30 protein-coding genes are annotated in these 25,015 nt (G+C 60.5%); 10 read left to right on the forward strand and 20 right to left on the reverse strand.

All coding sequences use genetic code 11. The features are described 5' to 3' along the window. Nucleotides 1–582: 582 nt before the first annotated feature. From ACWFSR_RS04505 to ACWFSR_RS04565, 13 genes are all read right to left on the reverse strand, one after another. Complete coding sequence (locus ACWFSR_RS04505; RefSeq protein WP_447523179.1) at nucleotides 583–894, reverse strand: hypothetical protein; 312 nt, start codon at nucleotides 892–894, stop codon at nucleotides 583–585. Beyond that, complete coding sequence (locus ACWFSR_RS04510; RefSeq protein ID WP_447523180.1) at nucleotides 891–1,736, reverse strand: fibronectin type III domain-containing protein; 846 nt, start codon at nucleotides 1,734–1,736, stop codon at nucleotides 891–893. The genes ACWFSR_RS04505 and ACWFSR_RS04510 overlap by 4 nt, the downstream gene beginning before the upstream one ends. After that, the gene (locus ACWFSR_RS04515; protein WP_447523181.1) at nucleotides 1,736–1,963 is read right to left on the reverse strand and encodes a hypothetical protein; all 228 of its coding nucleotides are present in this window, start codon (nucleotides 1,961–1,963) and stop codon (nucleotides 1,736–1,738) included. Before ACWFSR_RS04515 ends, ACWFSR_RS04510 begins: the two co-directional genes overlap by 1 nt. 8 nt (nucleotides 1,964–1,971) lie before the next feature. Continuing rightward, nucleotides 1,972–4,161, reverse strand: coding sequence for a hypothetical protein (locus ACWFSR_RS04520; RefSeq protein ID WP_447523182.1), 2,190 nt, complete (start codon nucleotides 4,159–4,161; stop codon nucleotides 1,972–1,974). Beyond that, on the reverse strand, nucleotides 4,161–4,517 hold the full coding sequence (locus tag ACWFSR_RS04525) for a hypothetical protein (protein ID WP_447523183.1): 357 nt from the start codon (nucleotides 4,515–4,517) through the stop codon (nucleotides 4,161–4,163). Before ACWFSR_RS04525 ends, ACWFSR_RS04520 begins: the two co-directional genes overlap by 1 nt. Further along, nucleotides 4,517–5,959, reverse strand: coding sequence for a hypothetical protein (locus tag ACWFSR_RS04530; protein WP_447523184.1), 1,443 nt, complete (start codon nucleotides 5,957–5,959; stop codon nucleotides 4,517–4,519). Before ACWFSR_RS04530 ends, ACWFSR_RS04525 begins: the two co-directional genes overlap by 1 nt. Beyond that, entirely contained in the window at nucleotides 5,959–6,468 is a 510-nt protein-coding gene (locus ACWFSR_RS04535) for a hypothetical protein (RefSeq protein ID WP_447523185.1), read from the reverse strand. Before ACWFSR_RS04535 ends, ACWFSR_RS04530 begins: the two co-directional genes overlap by 1 nt. Nucleotides 6,469–6,470: 2 nt before the next feature. Further along, nucleotides 6,471–6,884 (reverse strand): hypothetical protein, encoded by a 414-nt coding sequence (locus ACWFSR_RS04540; protein ID WP_447523186.1) that lies wholly within the window; start codon nucleotides 6,882–6,884, stop codon nucleotides 6,471–6,473. Next, complete coding sequence (locus ACWFSR_RS04545; protein WP_447523187.1) at nucleotides 6,884–7,264, reverse strand: hypothetical protein; 381 nt, start codon at nucleotides 7,262–7,264, stop codon at nucleotides 6,884–6,886. The genes ACWFSR_RS04540 and ACWFSR_RS04545 overlap by 1 nt, the downstream gene beginning before the upstream one ends. Next, a complete protein-coding gene (locus ACWFSR_RS04550; RefSeq protein WP_447523188.1) occupies nucleotides 7,254–7,589 on the reverse strand; it encodes a hypothetical protein in 336 nt (111 codons plus the stop codon). The genes ACWFSR_RS04545 and ACWFSR_RS04550 overlap by 11 nt, the downstream gene beginning before the upstream one ends. An 18-nt stretch (nucleotides 7,590–7,607) precedes the next feature. Next, on the reverse strand, nucleotides 7,608–9,167 hold the full coding sequence (locus tag ACWFSR_RS04555; protein ID WP_447523189.1) for a phage major capsid protein: 1,560 nt from the start codon (nucleotides 9,165–9,167) through the stop codon (nucleotides 7,608–7,610). 3 nt (nucleotides 9,168–9,170) lie between these two features. Then, nucleotides 9,171–10,166, reverse strand: a complete 996-nt coding sequence (locus ACWFSR_RS04560; RefSeq protein ID WP_447523190.1) for a phage portal protein — start codon at nucleotides 10,164–10,166, stop codon at nucleotides 9,171–9,173. A 120-nt stretch (nucleotides 10,167–10,286) separates the two neighbouring features. Beyond that, nucleotides 10,287–11,888 (reverse strand): hypothetical protein, encoded by a 1,602-nt coding sequence (locus ACWFSR_RS04565; protein WP_447523191.1) that lies wholly within the window; start codon nucleotides 11,886–11,888, stop codon nucleotides 10,287–10,289. Between ACWFSR_RS04565 and ACWFSR_RS04570 the strand changes: the two genes are divergently transcribed. Both ACWFSR_RS04570 and ACWFSR_RS04575 read left to right on the forward strand, forming a co-directional pair. Next, a complete protein-coding gene (locus ACWFSR_RS04570; RefSeq protein ID WP_447523192.1) occupies nucleotides 11,853–12,257 on the forward strand; it encodes a hypothetical protein in 405 nt (134 codons plus the stop codon). The two genes, ACWFSR_RS04565 and ACWFSR_RS04570, sit on opposite strands and share 36 nt — an antisense overlap. A gap of 168 nt (nucleotides 12,258–12,425) precedes the next feature. After that, on the forward strand, nucleotides 12,426–12,818 hold the full coding sequence (locus ACWFSR_RS04575; RefSeq protein WP_447523193.1) for a hypothetical protein: 393 nt from the start codon (nucleotides 12,426–12,428) through the stop codon (nucleotides 12,816–12,818). Nucleotides 12,819–13,034: 216 nt separating this feature from the next. On the opposite strand, the gene ACWFSR_RS04580 is transcribed toward ACWFSR_RS04575, so the two are convergent. The 3 genes from ACWFSR_RS04580 to ACWFSR_RS04590 all read right to left on the reverse strand — a co-directional run bounded on the left by ACWFSR_RS04580 (nucleotide 13,035) and on the right by ACWFSR_RS04590 (nucleotide 16,183). Next, nucleotides 13,035–14,414 (reverse strand): AAA family ATPase, encoded by a 1,380-nt coding sequence (locus ACWFSR_RS04580; RefSeq protein ID WP_447523194.1) that lies wholly within the window; start codon nucleotides 14,412–14,414, stop codon nucleotides 13,035–13,037. Between the two features lie 82 nt (nucleotides 14,415–14,496). Then, nucleotides 14,497–14,691: a hypothetical protein gene (locus tag ACWFSR_RS04585; protein WP_447523195.1), complete on the reverse strand. Its 195-nt coding sequence runs from the start codon at nucleotides 14,689–14,691 to the stop codon at nucleotides 14,497–14,499. A 163-nt stretch (nucleotides 14,692–14,854) separates the two neighbouring features. Next, nucleotides 14,855–16,183, reverse strand: a complete 1,329-nt coding sequence (locus tag ACWFSR_RS04590) for a recombinase family protein (RefSeq protein WP_447523196.1) — start codon at nucleotides 16,181–16,183, stop codon at nucleotides 14,855–14,857. Between the two features lie 117 nt (nucleotides 16,184–16,300). On the opposite strand from ACWFSR_RS04590, the gene ACWFSR_RS04595 reads away from it, so the two are divergent. The 4 genes from ACWFSR_RS04595 (at nucleotide 16,301) to ACWFSR_RS04610 (ending at nucleotide 18,377) form a co-directional block, all read left to right on the forward strand. Further along, nucleotides 16,301–16,714, forward strand: coding sequence for a TadE family protein (locus ACWFSR_RS04595; protein WP_447523197.1), 414 nt, complete (start codon nucleotides 16,301–16,303; stop codon nucleotides 16,712–16,714). Then, nucleotides 16,689–17,141 carry a hypothetical protein gene (locus ACWFSR_RS04600; RefSeq protein WP_197107253.1) on the forward strand — a complete coding sequence of 151 codons (453 nt, stop codon included), beginning with the start codon at nucleotides 16,689–16,691 and terminating at the stop codon, nucleotides 17,139–17,141. The genes ACWFSR_RS04595 and ACWFSR_RS04600 overlap by 26 nt, the downstream gene beginning before the upstream one ends. Further along, nucleotides 17,141–17,584 (forward strand): Tad domain-containing protein, encoded by a 444-nt coding sequence (locus tag ACWFSR_RS04605; RefSeq protein ID WP_447523198.1) that lies wholly within the window; start codon nucleotides 17,141–17,143, stop codon nucleotides 17,582–17,584. The genes ACWFSR_RS04600 and ACWFSR_RS04605 overlap by 1 nt, the downstream gene beginning before the upstream one ends. A gap of 139 nt (nucleotides 17,585–17,723) precedes the next feature. Continuing rightward, nucleotides 17,724–18,377, forward strand: a complete 654-nt coding sequence (locus ACWFSR_RS04610; protein ID WP_197107251.1) for an SDR family oxidoreductase — start codon at nucleotides 17,724–17,726, stop codon at nucleotides 18,375–18,377. Here the strand turns inward: ACWFSR_RS04610 and ACWFSR_RS04615 are convergent. Both ACWFSR_RS04615 and ACWFSR_RS04620 read right to left on the reverse strand, forming a co-directional pair. Next, nucleotides 18,367–19,008, reverse strand: a complete 642-nt coding sequence (locus ACWFSR_RS04615) for a LysE family translocator (protein WP_447523199.1) — start codon at nucleotides 19,006–19,008, stop codon at nucleotides 18,367–18,369. The genes ACWFSR_RS04610 and ACWFSR_RS04615 overlap by 11 nt on opposite strands. A gap of 64 nt (nucleotides 19,009–19,072) precedes the next feature. Next, nucleotides 19,073–20,329: an MFS transporter gene (locus ACWFSR_RS04620; RefSeq protein ID WP_447523200.1), complete on the reverse strand. Its 1,257-nt coding sequence runs from the start codon at nucleotides 20,327–20,329 to the stop codon at nucleotides 19,073–19,075. A 98-nt stretch (nucleotides 20,330–20,427) separates the two neighbouring features. On the opposite strand from ACWFSR_RS04620, the gene prfB reads away from it, so the two are divergent. The 4 genes from prfB to smpB all read left to right on the forward strand — a co-directional run bounded on the left by prfB (nucleotide 20,428) and on the right by smpB (nucleotide 23,978). Beyond that, complete coding sequence (gene prfB, locus ACWFSR_RS04625) at nucleotides 20,428–21,534, forward strand: peptide chain release factor 2 (protein ID WP_197107248.1); 1,107 nt, start codon at nucleotides 20,428–20,430, stop codon at nucleotides 21,532–21,534. Nucleotides 21,535–21,674: 140 nt separating this feature from the next. Further along, nucleotides 21,675–22,490, forward strand: coding sequence for a cell division ATP-binding protein FtsE (ftsE, locus tag ACWFSR_RS04630; RefSeq protein WP_197107247.1), 816 nt, complete (start codon nucleotides 21,675–21,677; stop codon nucleotides 22,488–22,490). After that, the gene (ftsX, locus tag ACWFSR_RS04635) at nucleotides 22,487–23,404 is read left to right on the forward strand and encodes a permease-like cell division protein FtsX (RefSeq protein WP_197107246.1); all 918 of its coding nucleotides are present in this window, start codon (nucleotides 22,487–22,489) and stop codon (nucleotides 23,402–23,404) included. The genes ftsE and ftsX overlap by 4 nt, the downstream gene beginning before the upstream one ends. A gap of 94 nt (nucleotides 23,405–23,498) precedes the next feature. Continuing rightward, a complete protein-coding gene (smpB, locus tag ACWFSR_RS04640; RefSeq protein WP_009771737.1) occupies nucleotides 23,499–23,978 on the forward strand; it encodes an SsrA-binding protein SmpB in 480 nt (159 codons plus the stop codon). A 46-nt stretch (nucleotides 23,979–24,024) separates the two neighbouring features. Here smpB and ACWFSR_RS04645 read toward each other — a convergent pair whose 3' ends face one another. Beyond that, complete coding sequence (locus ACWFSR_RS04645; RefSeq protein WP_197107245.1) at nucleotides 24,025–24,696, reverse strand: SIMPL domain-containing protein; 672 nt, start codon at nucleotides 24,694–24,696, stop codon at nucleotides 24,025–24,027. Between the two features lie 2 nt (nucleotides 24,697–24,698). Further along, on the reverse strand, nucleotides 24,699–24,971 hold the full coding sequence (locus ACWFSR_RS04650) for a glutaredoxin family protein (protein ID WP_197107244.1): 273 nt from the start codon (nucleotides 24,969–24,971) through the stop codon (nucleotides 24,699–24,701). Between the last annotated feature and the right edge of the window lie 44 nt (nucleotides 24,972–25,015).

The raw sequence follows: 25,015 nt of genomic DNA on the forward strand, positions 1-25,015 counted from the left end.
GGTGCTGATTACTCTCATGACCGCAGGTCTAGCGGTCATATCGTCATAGGGGTATTTAGCGCCTCGCTCGGTTTCAATCGAACGCGAGTGGCACCGATTGACGAAGCATGAAACATGCTGAAAAAGCGTTTTTAGGCGCTTTGGTGCCGAATTGGGTTGTGAGCAAGTTGGGGATAAGTCCTGATCTGGCCGGTGTTTCGCACTCAACGTGTGCATAATCGAGTCGATTTCTGTGGAGAACTACAGGCATGTAGTTCCGTTACTGAATCGTGACGTGACCGATAAATGAGTCTATGAGAGCAGATGTGGACCGATAGGGGCATTTTTTGACGTTCCACTACTACTCGTTCGCACTCGCGGAGCCGCTTGTGTAAAACCCTTATGCCTGTGAGTAGCGGATTCGCCCTTAGAGTTAAAGCAGCTCAAGCCCCCGCGAAAGCGAAGGCTTGAGTCTCTATTCGAATAGATGCCATGTGAAAGATGGCGATAGCAAGATGGTGACCCCAGTAGGGCCGGTCGCCCGTAGTTGGAGCTACGGGCGGCTTTCCTACTTTCTACTCTAGATGTCCACCATGGATGGCGCTACTTCTCGTTCTCCTTGAGAAGCCACTCGATCTTCTCCTGCTGGAGTCGAGTGTTCTCTTCGCGCAATGCCGACAGCGTCCCGTTGGTCTGATGCTGAATCTTCTCGACCTTCTCGTTCTGTTTGCCCAGCATGTAGAACGTCACCGCGCCGGTCGAGGCCACGGCCATGATCGTGCCGACAAACTGGATTACGTCGTCCTTGGCATCGGGCGCGAAGATGACCGTCGTGATAACTCCGATCACCGCCACGACTCCCAGTCCGAAGTAGCCAAGTGTGATTGCTGTCTTGTTCATATTGCTGTCGTTCATTCCATCGACTTCCATTGATCGTCTTCGCCGAAACCCACCGAGACCGGCACCCATACCCCGTTGAGGCCGTAGTAGACCTCGCAGTCCTTCCACTCGCCGTCGACTCCGTACTTTGCGCCGGAGAGGACGAGAGTGTTGGTCGAGCTACTGGCAGTTCCCCAAGTGCCAGCCGCCGAGGTCACGGCGTTGGTCGCCATGACTCGGAAGTAGTATTTGCGTCCCGGTAGAAGGCCGGTCAGCGTCTTCGACGTGCTGGTCGAGGTCGTGCTGGAAGCGCCAGTGAACGACGACGAGGTCGAGTACTGAATGACGTAGCCCGTCACGCTCGTTCCGCCGTCGCTGGAGGGTGCGCTCCACGACACGGTCGCTTGACCGGCAACGCTCGACACGACTGACACCGAACGTGGAGCCGAGGGTGCTTCCACGTAGCGAAGCGCGCCGCCGAGGGTGCCAGACCAGCCGTAGCCGTTCGAGTTGAACACTGCGTTCGTGCCGGAGGTCGAGGAGCGCCCGAAGTAGATACGTCCGCCGCCGGTGATCGCGTACACGTATCCGGTGCCACCGTTCACGAGGGTGTTCGGGATTGACTTGTACCCGGTGAACGCTACTGGTGGACTGTCTGATGCCACTGTGAACGCGGACGAGCGTGAAGAGTTGAGCTGCACCGAGATTGAGGGCGAACTAAAGTAGCCGCCGACGTAGAGTCCCATTGCGGTAACGAGGACAGCGTTAGACCCGTTGAACATGTCGCGGCCAGAGGGGAGGCTGATCTTCGAGCGAACCCACTCACCTGAACCATCGTTGGCGGAGCCGTTGTTGCCGCCGAAACCTACGTCAGTCATTACGCGGTGTACTTGAAGAGGAGCGCACCGTTCACGACTGCTGGCGTGGTGCTGCTAATGATGATCCTGGACGCGTTGAGCTTGAGCGCGTCAGCGGCCACGCGAGCGTCCTGCTCGGCGGCCACGAGGTCGCGTGAGTAGTTGATCTCGTCGTAGCCGACCTTCACGTCGTCGGTGTTGGGAACTACGTCCCAGCCCTTCGCTCCTGCTGCATCTCCGTTTGCCATGATGTGTCCTAACTAGGGGTTTCGTATTCTGTCCAGTCCTGACCGACTGGTACTTCGTTCCATGCGTAACCGTCCGGCTGGAGAAGCCATGCGGTTGAGGGTGTGTCGAGGAGGCCGCGTGAGCCGATGCGCATCTCGTCGGAGTCGCCCTCGGCGCTCCACTTCCACGTCACGCTGGAGACCACGCCGACCTGCGCCGGCGTTCCCGGTAGCGTCATAACGAGCGCCATGCCGGGAGTCGCGTTCAAGTCGGTCAGCGCCTCAACGTCAAGCGTTCGACCGCGACCGGAGTACAAGGCGAGGATGGAAGCGGCAGCACCGGCACCGGGGAACGGACGCTCGATGACCTTCTTGAGCATCTTCGTTCCGCCGTTGCTTGCTGCGTCATAAGCGACCTGCGGAAGTCCCTCAGCGTCAGTCCAGCGGTACTCGATCACGATTGAGTCGAACCATGCCTCCTGCTGGCGCGAGATCGTGTCCCGGCCAGAGGTGGCGTTCGTGCCAGCGGCCACGTTGATCTGTCCCGGCACGGAGTAGCTGAGCGGGTCGACGAGTCGCCAGTCTCGCTTCTCGTCGCAGAACAGTCGAAGGCCACCGGCTTGCACGAGCGGCGCGACGTAGTCCCAGTCGAGGGTGCCGGGTGTCTGGATGAACGCGTCGGAGTTGAGGAGGTTCGTTCGAGTCGAGGTCGAAGCGTTAGTGGTGCCTGTCCATGCGAACGTGTCGAACTCGTCATCTGTAGTCGAGCCGTTGAAGTACACACCGTCCTGAGCGGTGTCGTCGTCGGCAGTGAAGACCGTGAGATCGGTCATGTCCAGCGTTGTGCCGCTGGGGTCAGGCAAGCTCAGCAGTGAAAAACCGTATGGGGAATCGCCGCTTTGCACAGTGAAGGTCAGCCGAGCGTCTGTCCACTCGTTAGCCGCCATGTCGATGTCTACGGTCTTGAGGATCGCCCCACTGCTGGCCTTGAGCCGGAGTGTGCGGGTGGCTCCTACGCTTGAGCGGGTCTTCACTCTCACCACGTAATCGACTCCTGTTGTCAGGGGGATTGCGTTGTCTTCCCCAAGGTAGATTGCGTAGTTGCCTGATGAACTCGTGCGGGTGGTGCGGAACACGTCCCGTCCCATGTATCCGCCACTGAGGATGGTCTTGTTCGTGCTTGAGTGCCCAGTCCAGTTGTTCGAGAGTGTGGGGATGGGTGTGGTCGCGTAGTTCGTGATGACCGGCAGCGTCGGCGGTAGCGCTTCGAGGTCGGCGTCGAGCGCTCCGGCCTCCAGCGCGAAGCCGTGGCCGGTGAGTGTTGAGTCGACCGCGTCCTTGACCGAGAGGCCGTAGATGCGCGTGGGGCTCGTGCTGTCGTTTCCAGCGTCGATAAGGAGCGCTTCGTCACTGACCAGACGGAGCGTGAGTTCGGCCTCGTCGTGGTCGATTGTGCGCTCGTGGAGGAGGAGATCGAAGGTGCGAGTCTGCGGGTCGCGCACCGGCTGAATCCACTCTTGAGTCGCGGTGACCTCCACGCGGAGGTTCAGTCGCGGGTCGATGGACTCCAGCGCGTCGAACGGAGGCAGCGCACAAGTGATCTCGGCCTGAACGTAAGGCGCGCGAGTCTCGTCGAGGGTGACCTCAGCCGACTTCACTTCGAGCGAGAAGTCCTCGGTGATCTCTTCGAGGTGTTCGGTGTAACCGCCGTGGGAGAGCGTGATGTCGTCGAACCACACCGCATCTCCCGAAGTCCACCATGCAGTACCGAACGAGATGTCGAGAACCGCTTCGTGACTCGTCGCCGATGCTGTAAATGTGAAAGATCGAAGCTCGAAACCGGAAGGTGCGGAACTGCTTGTGCCGCTGTTGCCCTTGCCAGTGATGCCAATGTCTACCGGCGCTGGGCCAGAGCCGCCTCCGTTCGCTAAACAAGCGAGCGTGTACTCGACGCCAACCACAAGGCCGGTAAGTGTGCGCGTAACTGTCGCGAAATTGTCGCTGAGAGACAGAACTTTTAGCGAGCGAGAGCCGCTTCGCTTGTAGCTGGTACTGGTGCTGACTGACGAAAAAGCATCAGCCGTCCAGCCGTCGACGCTCGACTCGAAACCCTGCGAGTAGGAATCTCCTGCGGGAATCTCAACGTCGTGTGCGGCCTCGACGACGATGCCCATCACCTTGGCGGTGTAGCTGCTCGTGTTGATCGGCATGGCACTCACTACGAGACCTCCTGATAGTCGAACTCGACAAGCCACAGTGCGCGGCCGTCGTCTTCCAACTCGACGCTGATCTCACCGTCGACAACAAAGTCCATGAGGAGTCCGTCGTTGTCGGTGTCAGCGAACGTCAAGACCGCTCCGGCCAGCAGAGCGTTCTCCAGCACTTGTGCCTCAGCCAACGTCTTGAACAACGCCGTGAGTGTGCCGGTGCGAAGGCCAGCCGTGCGAAGAGTTACCGCTGGAGTGTTCGTACCGAGGATGGTGTGAATCACGTTGCGGCTCTCGCGCGACGACTTGTAGCCGTCGACCAGCTCCGGGGTAATCGAGTACCCGAACGCGGAAATCGTGGATGCCATTAGAAGAGTTCCCGTCCGTACTGGTCGACCGTCTTGACGCGCACGGTCACGGCGCGGTTGTTGAGTTGACGCTGGATGCCGTTCACGGTGCTGCTGACATCGGGTGTCTTCATGAGGACTTCGGGAGCCTTGAGCTTCGCCCCGTCGAATCCCTGCTGACCGGTCTTGACGTACTCGCCGGAGTTCTCTCGGCCAGCCTCAGACCAGATGCGCATGAGTTCCGCTTGCTGCGCCGGGGAAGCATCCTTGTAGCCCTGCACCATGAGCGCGGCAGACTCGGCACCCTGTTCATTCAGGAAGCTCTTCGCGTCATCCGAGAGACCGGAGTTCGCGAGGTCGTCCTGATAGTTCTTGAGCGCTCCGGACTTCGCTTCCATCGCCGCGATATACGCGGCCACGTCGAGCATCCCGGTTTCGTCGTTGATGAAGTCCTGAACGCTGGCGGCTGCGTCGTCGTAGGCAGCGTCGATGGACTTGATCAGTCCAACCTTGACCTCGAACTCGGAAGCACCCGAAGCGAGGTAGGTGAGTTCCGCTTCCTGCGCTGCGTCGATTGCGTCCTTCTGCTCTTGGAGCATGTCGCGCTGTGCGGTGAGGTCGTTCAGGTGGTCGCGGTTCGCGTTGCCTCGGCCCTGCTGGAGGGCAATGGAGCGCTCCTGCTCTTCGACCATCTCCTGCTCTTTTTCGATCAACTTTTCGGTGACGGTGATCTGGTCTCCGAGCGCGTCACCGCCTTCGAGGTAAATCTTCGTCAGGTCGTCGAACGGGATTGAGAGGCGTTCCGCGATCTTGCGGAGGTCGTCCAGGCTGTCCCTGTTGTCGTCGGTCTCGGTCGCCATGTCTTCGAGCTGGTCGAGAATCGAGGCGGTGGAGCGCTTGCCTACGATGCCAAAGTCGATGAAGTCTTTCGTGAGATCAGCGACCTTCTCGCGGAACTCCTCAGACTCGTCCTCAGCGTCTTCGATGCCAGCGATGATCAGACCGATGCCGAGAGCGCCAGCGGCACCAGCGGCGGCACCGATAGGGCCAAGGCTGGACACGATGCCACCGAGGGTTCCTTGGATGCCGTCAGCGAACGACTCAGCCGAGCCATCGAAGCTGGAGAAGGTCTCAGCGGCGTTCTGACGCGCTTCGTTGCCTAGCTCTTTGAGGTCAGCCTTCGCCTTCGTCGTGCCGGACTCGGAGTCCTGCTTCATCTTCGCGTAGGACTTCTTGAAGTCCTTCTCGATGTTGTCGGCGGTTTCTGAAACTTCCTTCTTGAGTTCCTTGGAAGCGCGCTGCGCATCCTCGAAGCCGTCCTCCAGCTTGTCGGTGCCCTTGTTGCGTCCGAGGTCGTCGAGTGCGTCGACCGCATCCTCGATCGGTTCGATTACGCCAGACTCGATGCCTTGCTTGAAAGCTTTGGTCTCGGAGCCGATACCAATTTCAATGCCCTTAGCCATTAGCGCGCCCCGCCTTTCTCGAATGCTTCATGAATTGTTCTGATGGTGGTCTGCACCCAAAGAGATGCCAGACGCGGAATGGACTCACGCGCCGCTGGATACACGACATAGCCGCCGCGACGTGGAAGCGGGAACTGCCGTCCTTGCTTGCGCGTGTACGGCTTGCCCTTCTTCGTCTTGGAATGGATGATCTTGTTCGGGTTTCCGCCGAACTCGGTTCCGAACGCCAGCACGGACTTCGGTGTTCCGTCCGAGAGCTTGCCGACAGCGGCAGAGCGGAGGAGGACGTTCGAGTCACTGACCGCAACGCGCGCCGTGTCCGACAGGACTGAAACCTGCTGGCGGCTTACGGTGCGGCCTCGTACCTCTTCGCCCCAGATGGGGAAGGCGGCGGCTTTGGTCTGCTTGCGAACCTCAGCCGCCACCTCCTTCGGAATCTGACGGACGGCGCTCAAGAGCGTCTGCAAGTCTTTCGACAGCAGAATCGAGATGCGTCCGTTCGATGCCATTGTTAGACGGCGGGAACGAGAGTCGGCTTGCCCTGAACGCCAAGCGTCACGGTGGCGGTTGCGGTCGTGTCGACTGCTCCACCGATTGCGCCAGGAGTGATCACGATCTCGACCGCGAACGACGGGCCGATGCCGGACTGAGGCTTGAGAACCGCATCCACGACAGCGCCTTCGTTGTTGAACAGGTAGAGCGAGAGCGAGCCAGCCGTTGCCCAGTCCTGAGCGAAGGTGAGCGCGAGAGTCCACGTTGCGGCGGTTACGTCGGTGAAGACTGCATCGGCCTTGAGACCCTTGAACACGACCGACGAAGACGACGGGGTGAGCATTGCCGAGCTAACGGCGGCGGCGAAGTCGTCGTCCTCGATTTCGAGAACCACGTCCTTCATGACGATTGGTACTACTGCGATTTCAGCCATTACTTTTTCTCCTTTCGGGAGAAGATTGATGTTTCGATGTCCCAGCCGAGGTAGGTCTCCGAGACGAAGACTTTCTTGGCCCTCACGAGGGTGAGACCGGGCAGTGAGTCGAGCGCCGTGACGAGTTCAAGCACGAGGTCGTCGAGTGCGTTCTCGGCTCGTATTTGGTCTGTGTGCGGGTCGATGATCGTGATGGTCACGTCGTTCGCGAGGTGATGGACGGGAGCCTCAGCGAGCTTCTGGATTCCCAGATGTTTGATGACGACGGTGACGTTGCTGATGGTCTCCACGCCGACTTGATTGGCGCTGATCTTCCACTTAGGTGGCAGGAGCGGAGTTAGCTCGGTGACGAGCCAATCGCGCACTGAGTTACCGGACACGAGGCACCGCCCGTCGAGGTCGAAGAATCTGTTTGATTACCCAGTCGAGAGGGTGGGGACGGAACACGAAGCCGTCGTCACCCACACCTCCCGATGAATCAACTCGTCCCGCGTTCCACAAGTTCTTGACCTGCTGGAGTTGCGCGTACCGGTAGTTCGTGGGGATGACCTGTTCGGTCTCCTCGTCCTCCGGCTCGACGAGTTTCGGGGCATAGGCAACGACGCTCTGCTGCGCGACTTCGACAAGTTCTTCGAGGAGGTCATCACTTTCGGGAGCGTCAAGCCACTCCTCTCGTACTGATTCGATGTCGTGCCATGTAGCCATTGCCTATGCCCCTATTCGCTATTCGCCAGCGGTGTACGCGGTGACGAGCTGGAGAGCCTTCGTCGCGTTCACGAGGTTGGCGTAGTACCCGAACAGTGCCGGGTCGATTGCGCCGTGGTGAGGGTCGATGCCCTCAACGCGAATCGGGACACCGGGAAGCTCGAACGTGGTCATGGCCTCCTTGGCACCGACGAGAACCTTGCCGGTTCCGACGTTGCCGGGGATGACGCGGAAGCCAGCGGTGCTGCCCTCTTCGAGGCCGAGCGAGGCGCTGAGGTAACCCAGCACCGACTCGTTCGGGGTGAGGACGATGTCGCGCCAGAGTTCAGGAGACACGATTGCGAACGAGGGAGTGTTCTCGGATGCGATCACGGCAAGAGCGCCGTCAACGATTGCCGAGAGACCAGTCGCAATGCCGGTGCCAGCGACCGTGGAGGTCATCGTGGTCGCGCCAGCGAGTGCAGCGGCGAGAGCCTTTGCGTCGGTCTTGCGGCTGTAGTCGTCGGTCATGTGGTCGAAGTACGACGCAATGATCGACGTGTCACCGAAGTCAGCGAAACGACGGTCGAGCTTGTGGCCACCGGCAATGCGGAGCGCGTCGACCGTGACCTCTTCGGTGTCGATTGCGTTCGAGGGAATCTCGGCGGTGTTGCCGGTGTAGTCACCGACGACGGGTTCCTTGCCCTCGACGAAGCGCCAGCCGCGAGCCTTCATGCTCGTGAGTGCGCTCTGGTTGAACAGGGGAGTGAACTTGCGCTGATACGCACGACGCTTCCAGAGTTCACCGAGAACCTGCGGAACCTGAACGTCGGCACCGATGGTCACCGTGGAAGGGCCGGAGTGCTGAACAGGGCTGATTGCGAAGAGGTCGCCGGTCTCGCGGCCAATCTTCTGGAGGGTGTCGACGCTGTCGCGAGGAGCAATCAGAGCGGAGAACAGGGTGTTCACGCTCGTGGAGGTGGGTTCAGCCGGAGCGGTAAGCCCGTCCGGTACTGCTGCTGCTGCTGATGCAGTCATAGCTTCTTCTTCCTGCTGGATTGGAGAGTCCTCGGACGGGGTGTCGTTGGTATTGGGGGAGTGTTCGGCCATTGCGGCCTTCACTACTGCTTTGATGCGCTCTTCGAGGCCGTCGTCGAGTTCGTCGGCAATGGAGAAGAGAGCGGCTGAGGCGAACGCTCCTTGAGGTACGAACGCGGCACCGGTGAGTGCGGCCTTGACTGCGTTGGCACCGTCGCGCACGAGGCCACGGATTTCAGCGCTGAGGCGCGGTCGCTTCGTCACGTCGTCGTCAGCGGCTTCGAGGAGGAGGTTGTCGCCGTCCTCGGTCTTGGCCACGGCGAAGTGAGCGACGATGCCGGCCTCGGTCTCTTCGACCTTCGTGAAGCGAGCGACCGGCGCGAACTGGCTGTGGAGTCGGTTGGCGTTGAGCGCCGATACGTCAGCCGGAATCTCGACGGTGCCCTTGGCGAACATCACCGGCGCGGTTTCAGAAACCGAGGGGCTGGAGAGTTCGTTGTATGGGAGCAAGAGACCGCGGAGCGTCCGGTTCTCGATGTCTGCGAATAGTGCGTTGGTCATGGATTAGTCCTTCGTCGGTGAGTTGACTGCTGGCTGCTCCCGCGTGACCAGTGCCGTCTTGTCGAAGCGAATGACACTGCCAGCGCCGGACACGTCGTCCAGGGAGAGGCGAGCCTCAATCGGCGCGAGGAGGTACTGGAGGGAGTAGTCGATGAAGTCGTTGCGGTTCCCCTCCGAGGTGGAGTAGGTCAGTGATGCCTCCGACTGAGAGCCGTCCAGCACCGATGCCGGAACTCCGGTGAGGCGAGCTACGTCGAGGACGACAGCGTTGCGCTGGTCTTCGAGGTGGGACTCACCGCCGCTCTTGTCGCCGTGAGTGCGAACCTCGATGCGCTTGTCGGTGAAGCCGGTAGCGCCGGTGGCGCTGGAGCGAGCGATGTTCCACGACTCGACCAGTTCGTCGATCTCTTCGTCTTCCATCTCGTCGTCGGTGATCTGATGAAGCTCGACCATTGGGATTGGAGCCTGTGCGCGGCTTACCCACGCGCGCTCCACGGCGCGAGCGCCCTTGATGGTCGAAGCGCCAGCGGCGAGAATCCCGCCATCACCTGAGCCGGGAATGAGGATGACCTGAGAGGCCGGGAGTCCATGACCGTCGACGCTGATCGTGCCCTTAGAGTCGATGCTCCAGCGCTCTTGGGGAACGCGAACCGCGTCAATGATCTGGCCGTCTTTGTCACGCTCGACAGCGAGGAGACTCCAGTCGTAGAAGAGGAGATCGTCGACGATGCCAGCGGCACGGTGCCAAGGGCTGATGCCGGAGGCGGAGTTGCGGAGCCATTTCTGCTCGACCTCCACGCCGTCCTTGTACTCGCGGAGCGGGAGGCTGGCGATGGTGGAGATCAGAAGTGTTCGTGCCTTCTTGAGCGCGGGAATCTGGAGAGCTGAGAGCCGGGAAACCTCGCCAAGTTCGCCAGCGAAGTACTCCGCGTAGACGACCTTGGCGAGGGAGGAGGTTTGGTTGGGAGACTCAAGGGACAACGCAACCGGCGTAGCCAAGGAGGTCAGAGTGACAGGACTTCTAAAGATGTCCAACAGTCCCAATGGAGACCTCCTGATCGTGGCTTTGTATTAGCCATTGTATCAGGTGAAGGGGACTTTGTATTACTCTTTGTACCACTAAGTTCGGATTGTTGGCTTTCGTCGGGGAGTCTTCGGTTTCTGCTGGTCGTAGGCGTAGAGCGCGAGGCTTGCGGCTTCGAGTCCAGTGATGTCGTCCTCAGCGTCACCACGGCCAAGCGCCCAGCCGTTGATGCCAGCCTTGCGCTTCACCGCGAGGAGCGCCGCGTTGTCGAGTTCCGGCTGACGGAAGTGCGTCACGTTGTCTCGGTCGATCTCGTCGATCAGCAGCGCCGCTGCCTTCTTGATGTCGGCGAAGGCCAGGGGGTGCAGTTTCGGTCGCGGCTTCGAGCGGTGGAGTCGTTCTTGAATGAGGGAGGCCACTTGCTGACCAGCGTCGAACGTGATCTCCTCGCCGTACTTACGCGCGAACCGCGCCGCTGCCGTAGCCATCCACTCGATGCCGGTCTTGTGTTCGAGCTGGAGGAGGACAGTACGACCGCTCTCGTCCCTCCACGCGGCGAGGATGGAGCCACAGCGCTGATCGGGATGCGGAGCGTACGCCAAGCCGAAGCGCTCAGGTGGAGTCGGCAGAGCGGCACCAGAGCCTCCGTTCGTCCACTTCGTGAGGTTCACGATTCCGCTCTTCGTGCCGACGGTGCCGAACACTCCGAGGTATTCCCGCGCGAACTGACCAACCGAGAGCGTCGAGGCGTTGTCCTCAATCTTGTCGAGAGTCGTCAGGCCGCTATCAACGCCGGGGTGCATGGCCACTACGAGATCGCGCACACACGCTTCGGGGTGATCGTCCGAGGGTTCCCATGCGGCAAGCTGTTCGTCGGTCACGCTGTCGGCAACGGTGAAGCTCAGCTTGCCGGAGCGAGGGTCGTGCAGCATGTCCCACAAGATGTTGCCCTCGCGGAAGTCGGCGGCAGTACCGGCCACGACGAACTGTCCATTGGGTCGAGTGTCGAACGCTGGCAGAACCGAGGAGACGATGTCGTCACCCATCTCGTCCGAAGCCTCGCCGCCCTCGTCCACGAGAAGCGTGTCGTATGCGCCGGAGCGGAACGCGTCACCGTCTGGGGACAGCACGGACAGCACCGAGCCGTTCGGGAACTCCACGCGCTCCGTGCCGTTGCCCTTGTAGAGCTTCACCGGTCGAGTGTCAGGGTCAGGCCAGCGGCGGGTGATTGGCCCGTACACGTCGACCCGGTAACGCTCCGCTGTCTTCTTCTGCGTCGTCGCGAGGGTGAAGCCAGCGAGGTGGAGGTCGTCGAGCGCACACCGTCCGAGGAGGATGCAGAAGAGCGTCGTGGTCTTGGAAGATCGACGCGGCATGAGGACGGCGTTCTTGAACTTGCCAGCGCCGAGGATGTCGACGACGCGAAGCATCTGAGGCTTGACGCTGTTCAGGAGACCGCCGACTTTCACCGTTGCGTCGAGGAGGTATGCGCCCATTAGAAACTCAGCGCGAGACTGTGGCGTGGTGACCATCTCGGTTTCGACCAGTGCCGACAGCCCCTCGTCGCGGAACTTCACCCACGCCTTCTCTTTCAGAAGCGGGTGGTCTCGAACCTCCTCCGGCAGCTTGTCGAGTAGTGACTTAGGGAGAGAGGCTGCTTTGTGAGCCTTGGCGGGGATAGCATCATCGTTTCTCAAAAAAAACATCTTTCGTCTTCATCACCACGACGGCAATCTCTTTGCGCGGCGGGACGCTTGATTGGTTGCCAATGCTCCGGCTCTTCCGCCTGCCGCTCGATTCTCTTTGCGGTGTTGTGGGCCGAGGTTGTCGAGGCTGTTGCTTCCACCTCGATGCGCGTCACGCCGATGTCCAACGTCGAAGAGTTGGTCTGCGGCAATGGGCCAGCCACAGCCGATGCAGTTGACCTGATCGCCACGCTTGAGCCGAGCCGACACCATGCGCCGAACTATCCGAGAGTTCTTGAAATACTCTGGCGTTCGATGCGCTTCGGTCATGCGCTCATTGTACCAGCCATTGTATCAAGTCGAGGTTTGGGTTCACGATAGGTTGTCGATGTGGATATCTCAGCATCGTTGATCATTGCAATCGTGGCGCTAGCCTTCTCGGCTCTTTCAGTCGTCGCGTCGTTCTTAGCGTTGCGTCAGTTCCCGAAGCCTTTCCACGTGGGAAGGCTGATCAGGCGAATCTCAGGAGACGGGTCTCAGAGTTCCACCGTGACCTTTGAGCTGACGAACATGGGGAAAGCTTCCGCCCACGACGTTTTGCTTTCGGTCAAGCATCGGGGGCAATCCGATTTTGAGCATCTCGACTACCTCACTGAGTTGAAACCTTCAGAGCCGACGGTCTACAGCGTGAGTAGGGTGACGGGAAGTTCCGAACGTGAGCACGGTAGGAACTTTCCTTCCGGAGACTTCCCGGACTTTGAGTGGGACTTCGTTCTGACATGGCGTGAAGCGCCGACGTTGTCCCGAAAGCGAACCAAAACGCTCAGACTAAGTCAGAAGTCGGGCGAGTTGGGCGAATTGCGGGGGGTCTTCGCTCTCAAGAGACGATCCAAGCTTTTCTTCGACTGGCTGCGGTTGTCGTTCTTCGCACTCAAGCCGTAACTCCATAGTCACGAACGAGGAGCCGGAATCGCCTAATTCCGACCCCTCCTTTCGTTGTTCTTTTGTGGAGGTTACCAAGCGCAAAAGTAGCTCTACGAGTACCTCTACTCACCCTGCGCGCATTGGTAACCACCCTCCGATGCCAGTAAATATAAGGGGTGAGGTTACCAATTCGGGGGAGCCTACCAATTGGTAACCTTGGCAACCTTGGTAACCTCAGCGGTCTCGGCGGTACTCCGTCGGCCCACCACTTGTTGACGGCCATGCGGTCACCAGCGTCGAGTCTTTCAGGTGATTGCGCACGGTGTTAGGGGATGCTCCTGACTCTGCCAGGAGCGCCTTGACGGTGACCATTGCACCCAGCGTGAGGTTTCCAGAAACCCACCGGTCAGATGCCGACATCGGTGTGGCGCTGACGTAGTCGAGGTACGCACCCTCCACGTTCGCCAACACCGACAGACCATGCAGCGTCTTGTTCGACTCGTCCTTCTGCTTGCCAGCGTGAGGCTCGGCGGTCGAGATCGCCAGCCAGTCGTCGAACGGCATTCCCGGCACCACTCGACCCTTGTCCTTGAACATGGTGATCACCGTGTCGACGTTGGAGGACAGCACCGAGGAGCCACGAAGGCGCGGTGCGGTCGTGTTCTCGCTCTCGGCGTTCGGGTGTGCGAGGACAAGCACGGCGGCATCCGGCGCGGCGCGCTTGATGCGATTCAGCACTTCGGCGTTCTCGGCTGCGTCGATCTCGTTCACTACGCCGGAGAGGCTGGAGTAGGTGTCGAACACGACCAGCGCGGGGTCGAGAGCGTCGATTGCGCGTTGCATGTCGGCAAGGCTCTCGTCGTTGTTGATCTTGCCGCCCTTGTAGACCGCCACCTGATCGCGGAGGTCGTTCGGGTTCACCCCGTTCGCCAGCGCCCACGCCTTGAGGCGCTTCATGAAGCCACGGCTACCTTCACCGAGAACGAACAACACCTTGCCTTGCGTGGTCGGCTCGTCGAGGAACGGCATACCGAGCGCGACGCTGAAACCGAGTGCGAACGAGAACATCGACTTGCCGAGGTTGCGCTTGGCAACGAGGAACGCTGTCTCTCCCATCGGAATCCAACCGGGCACGAGCCAATTGAGCGCGCCCACGTCCTCCAAGTCGTCCCACGAGAGGAGACCGCCGAGGCCGTCGTAGTTCTTGGCAGCAACGCGTCGTCGTGCTTCTTGGTCGATTTCGAGGCTTGCGACTCGGTTCGCGACATCACGCTCGAACATGATCTCTTGTCCCGTCATATTCGCAGCAAGCACCTCCGCGAATGGGTCGTCCTCGTCTTCGGTCTTGGCGAGTTCGGCCTCAGCAACCACGGAGGCGCTGAGCGCGTCAACGTACTCCTCCCACTTCGCCTCTCGTGCTGGTCGGTCTTTCGCGCGTTCAGTTTCCCAAACTGCAACGCGGCGGTCGACCTCAGCGTGAATCTCGGTCTCGGTCTTACCGTGGCCCCACGGAACAGGACGGTCGGCGTTGTACGCGGCGATCTGCTCCTCGGTCATCATGGTGATGTGGCTGATACCGAACGCCGCTCGTGCGGCGAATAGCTGGTCGCTCATTAGATACCTGCAATCGTGAAGACGATGCCGATGAACACGAGGCCGAAGCCGATGCCATAGAAGGGGAGTGCTTCGTAGCGGTTCATCGGTTGCCTCCCGACTTGAGGATGCCGAGGATGCGGTCGAGTTGTTCCTCGTCCAGTGGCGGTGCGTCATCCATGATGCGCTTGATGTGCGCGGCGGTTAGCTCAGCGCGAGCGGCGAGGGTGTCAGGGTGCGTTGCGCCCTTGAGCTTGTGTTGCCGAGCAACCTTGGCTCCGAGTGAAAGTAGTGACATGAAGTGTCTCCAAGTTGAATAATTGGAGGCGTGTTCGCTGCTTTACTGTTTCGCGGCTTTGTCTGTTTTACTGATTCACTGGTTCGTTGCGCCTTGGTGTGTAACCAAGATTAAGCGAGTTCCAGCGGAGACCAAAATGGAATAGGTCACGAATGAGTAACGGCTAGTTTCTGGAAACCCACTCGATGTTCACGGTCGACGGGTCGAACGCGTGTCGACCACTAGGGGCACGGTTCACCGTCACGACCATTAGCTCCGACAGCACTCGGCGCTTCATCGGCAGCGGCAGCGCCTCCCACCGCGCCGGGACGCTCTCGGCCAGCACGAGGTCAGTCAGCGGCGAGGCCGTCCTCATGAAGTCGAGCCGTGCCTCCAGCACCTTGATGCGGTGCGTCATGTCTTCCGCTTTCTCGCGCACCACGTCACGGCTCAACAGGCCGTCAGCCAGCAACGCGGCGAGGTCGTCACGACGTTCGCGCAAGGTGGTCAGCTCCTCCTCCAGCGGCGCGGAGTCTGGCGTGGTGCTGAGTCCGGCCACGACTTGCGGGTCAGCTAAGCGCGCCAGCAGAACCTCGACCACGAAGTCCTCGACGTGTTCCATCTTCCGCGAGGTGCACCAGTTCGCCGTACACGCCAGCGACATATAGGAGCGGTCAGCTCGTGCCGTGAGATTGTTCCCGCACACTCCGCACTTGGCTATCCCAGACAAGAGGTGTTTCGTCGCGGTACTCCAGTCACCCGCGCGCTTGCGGCGCGACCGCATCCGAACGTAGGCACTCCACGTCGCCTTGTCGATCACCGGTTCCCAGTTGCCCTCACCGGCATACTCGCCCTTGTAGTGGCGCTCTCCCGCGTAGGCCGGATTGCGGAGCATCGAGCGCACTCGTGCCATTGACCATGAACCGGGAACCTCGCGCTCTGTCCAGTCCTTCGCCAGCGCGTAGTAGGTCTCGCCGTCGAGGTAGCGCCGGTAACCCTCGCGCACGATCTCGGCCTCGTCCGGCACGATGACGACTTCACCGTTCACCCGCTCGTAGCCGTAAGGCCGTCGCGAGAATTGCCAGACACCGGCAGCGGCACGTTGCACGTTGGCCGACTTCTGACGGACTGCCTTCTGCTCTCCTTCGTAGGTCGACCACGCGGCTACGGTACGCGCGACGGCACGACCGGCAGGAGTCGACAGGTCGAGGGTGCCAGCGGTCACCGTGTAGACCGGCACGTTGAGGCTGATGACCTTCTCCAGATCAGAGGTCAGTCGAAGCAAGCGGTCTTGATGCCACGCAATGATCGACTCCGGGCGAGCGTTGAGCATGGCCTCGAACTCCGGTCGCACCTTGCCGTTCGTCGCGCTGATGTCGTTGTCGACGTAGACGTGGTCGATCTCGTGCCCTAGGCGCTCCGCGAGAGCGCGGCACTCAGCCTCTTGACGCTCAACGCCGAGGGAGTCCCCGTCGCGGTCTTGGCTGATGCGGCAATAGATGACTGATCTCATGGGAACATAATACCCCTATGACGTACACACCGTCCTTGTGGTCATTATTTGGGGTCTTGCGGGTCCAGCACTCAGCTCGGTTTTTGAACAGGCCATTGATCGCGTCACCGGCTTCTAATGCGTGCGCGCTGGCGCGAACGCGGCAGGCGGCTGCGCGCTGACGAATCCGGGTCCGCCGTGGTGGAGTTCGTTCTCGTCTCCGCTCTGTTGACGGTGTTGACGCTCAGCGTCATCCAGCTGGCTCTTGCCCTGCACATCCGCAATACGGTGTTGGATGCCGCGGCCGAGGGTGCACGCTATGCCTCCCTTGCCGACACCTCGTTGGGTGATGGCGTCACTCGCACTCGTGACCTCATCTCAACGGCGCTGTCGCCCGGCTATGCCTCGGATGTGAGTGCGAGCACCACATCCCACCTCGGGCAACCCGCCGTGCTCATCACCGTACGAGCTCCGCTCCCGCTCTTTGGCCTTATCGGTATTAGCGATGGCTTGGAGGTGTCGGCCCATGCGGCAATCGAGCAGGTTCGCTGATGAACGGGGTTCGTCATCCCTGGAGTTCATTACGGTCGGCATGGTGATGCTCATCCCGCTCGTGTATCTGGTGCTCACGATGTCCGCGATTCAGTCCGCAGCTCTTGCCGCTGAGGGCGCTGCCCGCCAGGCGGCGCGTGTGTTCGTTCAGGCTGACACTCTCAGCGAGGCAAACGCGGCGGCGTCGCGCGCGGTCGAGTTCGCCCTCGACAATCACAACGTGGATGCCGCAAGCGCGGCGGTCACAATCTCGTGCGCGCCCGATCCCAGCGATTGTCTTTCCCGCCACAACTTCGTCACCGTACAGGTGGCAATTGCTGTGCCGCTCCCGCTGGCGCCGCCGGTCTTGACTGGGTCATTTCCTCTAGAGGTGCCGCTCGATGCGGCCGCAACGCAGCAGGTTTCTCAGTTTGCGGGGTCGCGCTAGTGAGCCGGCGCGATGGGCTGCGCGACGACGATGGTTCTGCACTCCTGCTCACCATCTTCTATGGCTTCCTCTCTCTCGTGCTCATCTTTCTGGTGGTCGCGGCAACCTCGCTCTATCTGGAACGCAAACGACTCTTCACACTGGCGGATGGCGCTGCTCTCGTCGGAGCAGAATCCTACGATCTCGACGATGTGCTGCGAACGCCCCAGGGGTTTCGCCCGCAATTGACGCCCACCAAGGTCGCGGACGCGGTGGGGGAGTATGTCGCTGCCGCCCCGACCGCAGAGTTCGACGGTCTCGCCATCGAGCAGGCGACGAGCGTCGACAGTTCCAGCGCGACGGTCTCGCTGTCTGCCTATTGGAAGCCACCGTTCGTCTCGCTCTTGGTCCCGGAGGGCCTGCGTATCGAAGTTACGGCTAACGCTCGCTCGGTCTTTTCGTAGCGTTGTCTGGAGGTCGGTCGCGAGCACACCGCAATCCTCCAGCCCGCGATCACACTCCACCCAGCGAACAGGGAGTTTCGATCCGTAGCGTGGATGGTGCGCTTCTCGCAGGCGCATCACCGAAGCAAAGGAGTTAGCCATGAAACGAATCGCTATCGTCGGGGGCCACGGCAAGATTGCCCTGAGTCTGGCCGAGCTTCTCACCTCTCGCGGTCACCACGTGCACTCGTTGGTCCGCAAGCCTGAGCAGGAGGCTGACATCAGCGCCACGGGCGCCATGCCCGTCATTGCAGACATTGAGGCACTCAGTGCCGAAGAGCTCTCTGAAGTCTTTACGGGACACGATGTCGTCGTGTTCTCGGCGGGCGCTGGTGGGGGAAGCCCCGAACGCACCTATTCAGTTGACCGTGACGCGGCCATCCGCACCATGGATGCTGCTGCCCACGCGGGCGTCAAGCGCTACGTCATGGTCTCGTACAAGGGTGCCGGTTTTGACCACGGTGTTCCCGAAGACAACGCTTTCTTCGCGTATGCAGAAGCAAAGGCTGCTGCCGATGAACACCTCCGCACGGGCCCCCTTGAGTACACCATTGTCGGCCCGGGTTCACTCTCGAGTGAACCAGCATCGGGCATGATCGGCGTCGGCGATGACGCCACCGACGAGCACACGAGTCGCGACAACGTGGCCCGGGTTCTCGCCGAAGTGATTGATGCCGACAACACCATCGGTCAGACCATCGAGTTCACTGATGGGTCGACCCCGATTCCGGATGTTATTGCCGCTATTGCTTAGCATGCGGGATAAATAGAGATCCCACTCCCAGCGCAATCAACGCCACCCCACCGGTTGCGCTGAGGGTGGTGATTCTCTGCGGTGAGCGCGCGAACCAGTCGCGCGCAAAACCGGCAGCGATCGCCCACGACGTGTCTGTCACCACAGCAATCGCCATAAACAGCAGCCCCAAAACGAGCAATTGCAGTTGCACGTTCCCGGCTCCGAAGCTCACGAACTGCGGCAAAACAGCGACGAAAAACACGGTCGCTTTGGGATTCGTGATGCCGACAATGAAACCTTGGCCGAAGATGCGCCAGCGTGACTGTGGGCGGGGAGCTGCGTCATCCGCTGTCGTGTGATCGTTGCGGTGACGAATCGCTTGAATACCGAGGTAAATCAGGTAGGCGGCACCGAGGTATTTCACGACGGTGAACGCAATAACGGATTGCGCGATGATCGTGCCGACGCCAAAGGCGACGGCGAAGACGAGAGTGACGCCGCCGGTGGCATTTCCCAGCGAGCTGATGATGCCGCCGAGCTTTCCGAGCGAAAGCGAACGCCCGATCAAGAACAGCACACTAGGCCCGGGAATCAGGATGATCGGCAGCGCGATGAGCACGAAGGCAATCAGGTTGCTGTTCGGGATCATTTCGCCAGTCTAGGGCTCCGGGCTCGCCGGAGAAGACCGGCTGGCACCGGCTAGATCTCGGTGCCTAGCGCTGCGGTTTCGTGATGTAACGCGGCACGTACCGCACCATGATTCCGGCGCCGATGAGACCGAGTATCCCGACAGCCCCCGCAGCGAAAGAGATGGAGGCCACAGCCGTAATCCCCGCGATGAGCAGGGGAGAGGATGCCTGGCCGACGCCACCGGTAAAGCGCCAGGCTCCGAGGAACGGGGCGGGGTTGGATTGCGGAGCAAGGTCGGCACCGAGGGTCATCAGGATGCCGCTTCCCAAACCGTTCGCGAGCGACAGGAACATGGCGGCGAAGATGAACCAACCCACGTTCTGCGCTGAGTCGTGGGTGAAGGAGAGCACAAGGTGGCCGATGCCGAGGCCGACGAGGGAAGGCACGGCGGTCCAGAGTCGGCCGAAGCGGTCCATGATCTGGCCGCCCGTGTAGAAGAGGGCGAAGTCCACAGCACCGGCGATGCCGATGATGATGGCGGTGTTGGTGTCGGCGAGCCCAATGCTGACGGCCCACAGCGGCAAGATCACCTGACGACTGGCACGCATTGCTCCGATGACGGCGGCACCGAGGCCGAGGCGTGAGAGCAGCGCACGATTGCGGCACACGGTAGCGAAAAGCCCGTGTGATTCCTGCTCTACAAGCGCTTCACCGTCACGCAGCGTGCGGTTGTTGACGCGGGAAGTGTGAACCGCGCCGAAGGTCGTTGCTGGGTCGGGAAGGAGAAGGAGCACCGCGGCGGCGGCTAGTGCTGCCACAACATGAATCCAGAAGGCAGCAGTCACGGTACCGGTGAGGTGAATGACCCCGGCCGAGATGAACGGTCCGATGAAGACGCCGAGCCTGAAGGTTCCGCCGAGTGTCGAGAGTGCGCGGGCGCGATAGGCAACGGGAACGAAGCTCGTGAGAAAAGCATGTCGTGCCAAAGCAAACACGGCGGCGGCAAGGCCGAGCAGCAGCACACCGAATCCGAGTGCGACGGGGTTGGGGGCGAGAATCGCGATCACTACTCCGATGATGGAGAGTGCACTCGCGCCGATCATGGCCGGGCGTTCGCCAACACGGGAGATGAGCCATCCGCTCGGGATGTTGCCGAACAGTTCGCCGATCGTCAGCACGGCAGCAACAAGGCCAGCTATCGCGAGGGTCGCTCCGAGGCTGTCGGCAGCGATCGGAATCAGCGGGATGATGGCGCCTTCACCGATCGAAAAAAGCAGTGTCGGCAAGAGAACGGGAAGCCCGATCGAGCGCCAGCTAAAGGGTTGTCCTGTTGTGCTCATCGCCGTCCATAATATGTCGTGCGGGCCAGAGGGTGCGTGCGAACGGGAACTCGGCCAACAGGTGTCGCGTGGGGTTCGCGGGTAGTCTGGTTGGTGACATGGATGAACTGGACTTTTCTGACGACATCGCGGCGCTTCGCTCCACCTTTGCGGACATTCGCCAGGTGGTCGACACCGACCGGCTCACGTCGGAGATCGCACGATTGAGCGAGGCGGCTGGTGCCCCCGATCTGTGGGATGACACCGATAAGGCGCAGAAGGTCACGAGTGACCTGAGCCACCGCCAGGCTGAGCTGGCCAAGATCAATTCCATTTCGAGTCGCCTTGACGATCTCGAGATCATGGTCGAGTTGGCCAACGAAGAGAGTGACGATCAGGCAGCGGCGGATGCTCGCACCGAACTCAGGGGCATCAAGAAGACTCTGGGTGACCTCGAGGTACAAACCCTTCTCAACGGTGAGTTTGATCAGCGACCCGCTGTCATCACCATTCGCGCGGGAGCCGGTGGCGTCGACGCCGCCGATTTCGCCGAAATGCTGTTGCGCATGTACTTGCGGTACGCCGAGCAGCACTCGTATCCCACACGCGTGCTCGACACGAGCTATGCCGAAGAAGCCGGCATCAAGTCGGCCACGTTCGAGGTCGACGCTCCCTTCGCTTTCGGAACGCTCAGTGTCGAGGCTGGCACGCACCGTCTGGTGCGCATGAGCCCGTTCAACTCGGCAGGCAAGCGCCAGACGAGCTTTGCCGCGGTCGAAGTTGTTCCTCTTATTGAGACGACGGATGTTGTCGAAGTTCCCGAGAACGACATCCGTGTCGATGTCTTCCGGTCTTCCGGCCCCGGTGGCCAGTCGGTTAACACGACGGACTCCGCGGTGCGCATCACTCACTTGCCCACGGGAATTGTGGTGAGTTGTCAGAACGAGAAGAGCCAGATTCAGAACCGTGCTGCCGCCATGCGGGTTTTGCAGTCGCGGCTGTTGCTGCTGCAGCGTGAGCAAGAAGCGGCCACCAAGAAGGAAATCGCGGGTGTCATTACGGCGAGCTGGGGCGATCAGATGCGCAGCTACGTTTTGGCGCCGTATCAAATGGTGAAAGACCTCCGCACGGAGTTTGAGGTCAACAATCCTTCGAATGTGTTCGACGGTGACCTTGACGGTTTCATCTCGGCCGGAATCAAGTGGCGCAAGCGCACCATCGAATAACCGCGACCGCCCGGTCTACCCGGGGCGCCACTGTTCCGTCTTTCGGTGCCGGTGTGCCCTGAACTGGGCCACCCTGTGAGTACGTGCCTGCGGTGCGTCGCTGCCGCGTTCTCGGGCAAGGCTCCTTAGGCTGGCTCCAAATGATTCGTTTTGATTCTGTTTCGAAGTCGTATCCGGGCACGACACGACCGGCGCTGAACTCTGTTGACCTTGAGATCCTTAAGGGCGAGTTCGTGTTCTTGGTTGGCGCATCTGGCTCGGGCAAGTCGAGCTTTTTGCGGCTAATCCTCAAAGAGGAGAACCCCACGAAGGGTTCCATCCACGTGCTCGGTCAGCACTTGAATACGCTGTCGAGCCGCAAGGTGCCCTATTTCCGTCGCAACCTTGGTGTGGTCTTCCAAGACTTCCGCCTGCTGCCCAACAAGACGGTCTTCGACAATGTGGCGTTCACGCTGCAGGTCATCGGCAAGAGCCGGGGTTTCATCCAAGAGGCTGTTCCGGATGCTCTCAAAATGGTCGGTCTTGCCGGTAAATCGAATCGTTTTCCTCATGAACTTTCGGGTGGTGAGCAGCAGCGTGTGGCGATCGCTCGCGCTGTGGTGAACAAGCCAGCCATCATGCTTGCGGATGAGCCGACCGGAAACCTTGACCCGGCTACTGCTGCGGGAATCATGACGCTCCTCGAGCGCATTAACCTTGGCGGCACGACCGTGCTGATGGCTACCCACGATGCCGGCATCGTCGATCAGATGAAGCGCCGAGTGATCGAACTTATCGGCGGTCAGATTGTGCGCGACGAACTTCAGGGTGGGTATCAAACCCAGACTGTTCCGACTCAGGGGCGTATTCCGCATCCTGCTGCGAGCAAGCCAACGAGCGCCGCGCCGACTGCGACCCAGTCTCCGGCGCGCCCGATGACCTCGCCGTCATCTCAGGGTGAGGGGCTCGACGCATGAGGCTCGGACTGATCTTAGGAGAGGTCGGCAGCGGACTGCGCCGCAACCTGTCGATGGTGGTCTCCGTCGTTCTGGTGACCTTTATCTCGCTCACGTTCGTGGGCGCATCCATTCTTCTGCAGATGCAAATCGGGCAGATGAAGGGCTACTGGTACGACCGTGCGCAAGTGGCGGTCTACATGTGCACCGAGATCGATACGACCGGCAATTGCACCCTGGCTGAGGCGACTGAAGATCAGATCGCGTCGGTGCAGCAACAGCTCGATTCGCCGACTCTCGCGCCGTACATCAACGAGGTCGAGTTCGAGACGCACGAGCAGGCCTACGAAAACTTCAAGGAACAGTTCGCTGACACGACGTTCGAGGGCATCATTACCCCGGAGTCGTTGAACGAGAGCTTCCGGGTGAACCTCGTCGATCCCGAGCAGGCCGATGTGCTCATCGAGAGTCTGTCTGGGCTTGCGGGAGTTGAGAGTGTCGAAGATCAGCGGGCCTATCTGGAACCGATTTTTGCCATTCTGAACGCCGCTAGTTACACCGCGATTGGGGTCGCTGGTCTGATGCTGGTCGCTGCGGTGCTGCTGATTGCCACGACCATCCGGCTGAGCGCCTTCTCTCGACGGCGAGAGCTCGGCATTATGAGACTCGTGGGTGCGTCCAACAGATTCATCCAGACGCCATTCATCCTTGAGGGTGTTTTCGCCTCGTTGATCGGGTCAGTCCTCGCAGGCGGTGCGATTGTCGCGATCGTGCAGTTCTTCGTTCGCGGCTATCTGGCCTCAACGCTTCCCCTCAATACAAGCCTGCTCGGAATGGAAGAGGCGCTGCTGGTCGTGCCCATTCTCATCGTCTCCGGCGCCGCGCTTGCTGCGGTATCCGCCGGCGTCGCGATCAGTCGTTATCTCAAGGTGTAGTCGCCGGGCCACTCTCGCGCTAAACTGGTCTGCTGCACTGTCGGCATCCGCCATAGCATTGCAGCATCCAACGTATCGAAGAGAGAAGTGAACCATGCCCAAGGAAGGTGACCGAAAGGTTGTTGCCAGCAACCGTAAGGCGCGCCACGACTACAGCATTGAAGACACCTTTGAGGCTGGTCTTGTGCTGTCGGGTACTGAGGTCAAGTCTCTGCGGTTAGGGCGCGCCAGCCTGATCGATGGCTACGGCTATATCGACGACCATGCTGAGGCGTGGTTGGATGCCGTGCATATTCCTGAGTTCTTTCAGGGGTCGTGGAACAATCATCCTCCGCGTCGCAAGCGCAAAATGTTGCTGCACAAAGAGCAGATCCTGAAGATTCACAACAAGATCAAGCAGGGCGGCTACACGCTCGTTCCCTTGTCGATCTATTTCTTGGATGGCCGCGCCAAAGTTGAGCTCGCTGTTGCCAAGGGCAAGCGCGAGTATGACAAGCGTCAGACGCTGCGTGAGCGCCAAGACAAGCGCGAATCAGACCGGGCGATTTCGGCCCGCAAAAACATGGGGGAGTAGCGGAACTTCGTTTCCGCTCTCGTCTCTGTACCCGTTTCCACGCCCGTTAGCGTGCGCTGAACCGCGCCTCGACGCGTGCCGAGATCGCGATCTTCTCGGGGTTGAGCGTCAGCTGGGCACCATCCGAGGGCGCACCTGACATCCGCATGGCTGCAGCGCTGGCAAAGCGATCGTGATCGCCTGCGGGACCGACGTGGTCGAGCATCCCTGGATCCGCAATGGCGAGAGCGGTTACCTCGGTGAGCCCCACACTCGCTGCGTACTCGTGTGCCTTGGTGAGGGCATCCGTAACGGCAAGGCGTCGGGTGTGTGCGTGTGCGGCACGAGTGGATTCTTCGGTGAGTTCCCACTCGACATACTTCACCGCAGTGTTGTCGACCGCACTGACGTATTCGATGAAGAGTGCGAGCGCGTCAAAGTCCTTGAACCGCGCGATGTAGTCGATCGCGGCGGAGTGCACGAGCGGCAATTGTTGGCCGGCGTTATTCCACGGCCGTTGGGAGGTGACGCGCACGGTGTCAGATGACCACCGCGTAATTGCACCATCGTTCGAGGCGAGCTTGGCGAGGAGGGCATGCACCCGACTCGACGACTGCAGTGCAGCATCGAAGACCTCACTCCGGTCGGGACCGTCTATCGATACCGCCAGATGCACGATGCCGCGTTCGGCAGGGTGCCACGATTCATGCTCGCCTCGAACAGTGATGACGAGGGACATTGTTAGATGGCGCCGAGTTCTTCGAGCTTGGCCTTCAGCTCCTTGTCGCTGGGCTCCACTTGGAAGGTTCCGTCAGTGAAGTGCACGACAGGAATGTTGAGGCGGCCGCTGATGGCGTGGGCGCGATCTGCTGCCGTGGGATCTTTCTCCACATCGACTTTTTCCCAGTCAATGTTCAACGAGTTGAGAAGTGCTTCGGAGCGCACGCAGTCGCGGCACCAGTCTGCGCCAAACATAGTGATTTTGGCGGGGAGGGCTTGAGTTGTATCGGTCATGAACCAAATCTACTTCGCCGATACTGGATGCGGGCGTTGCGTTC

The organism is Salinibacterium sp. NYA9b, from assembly GCF_976973725.1.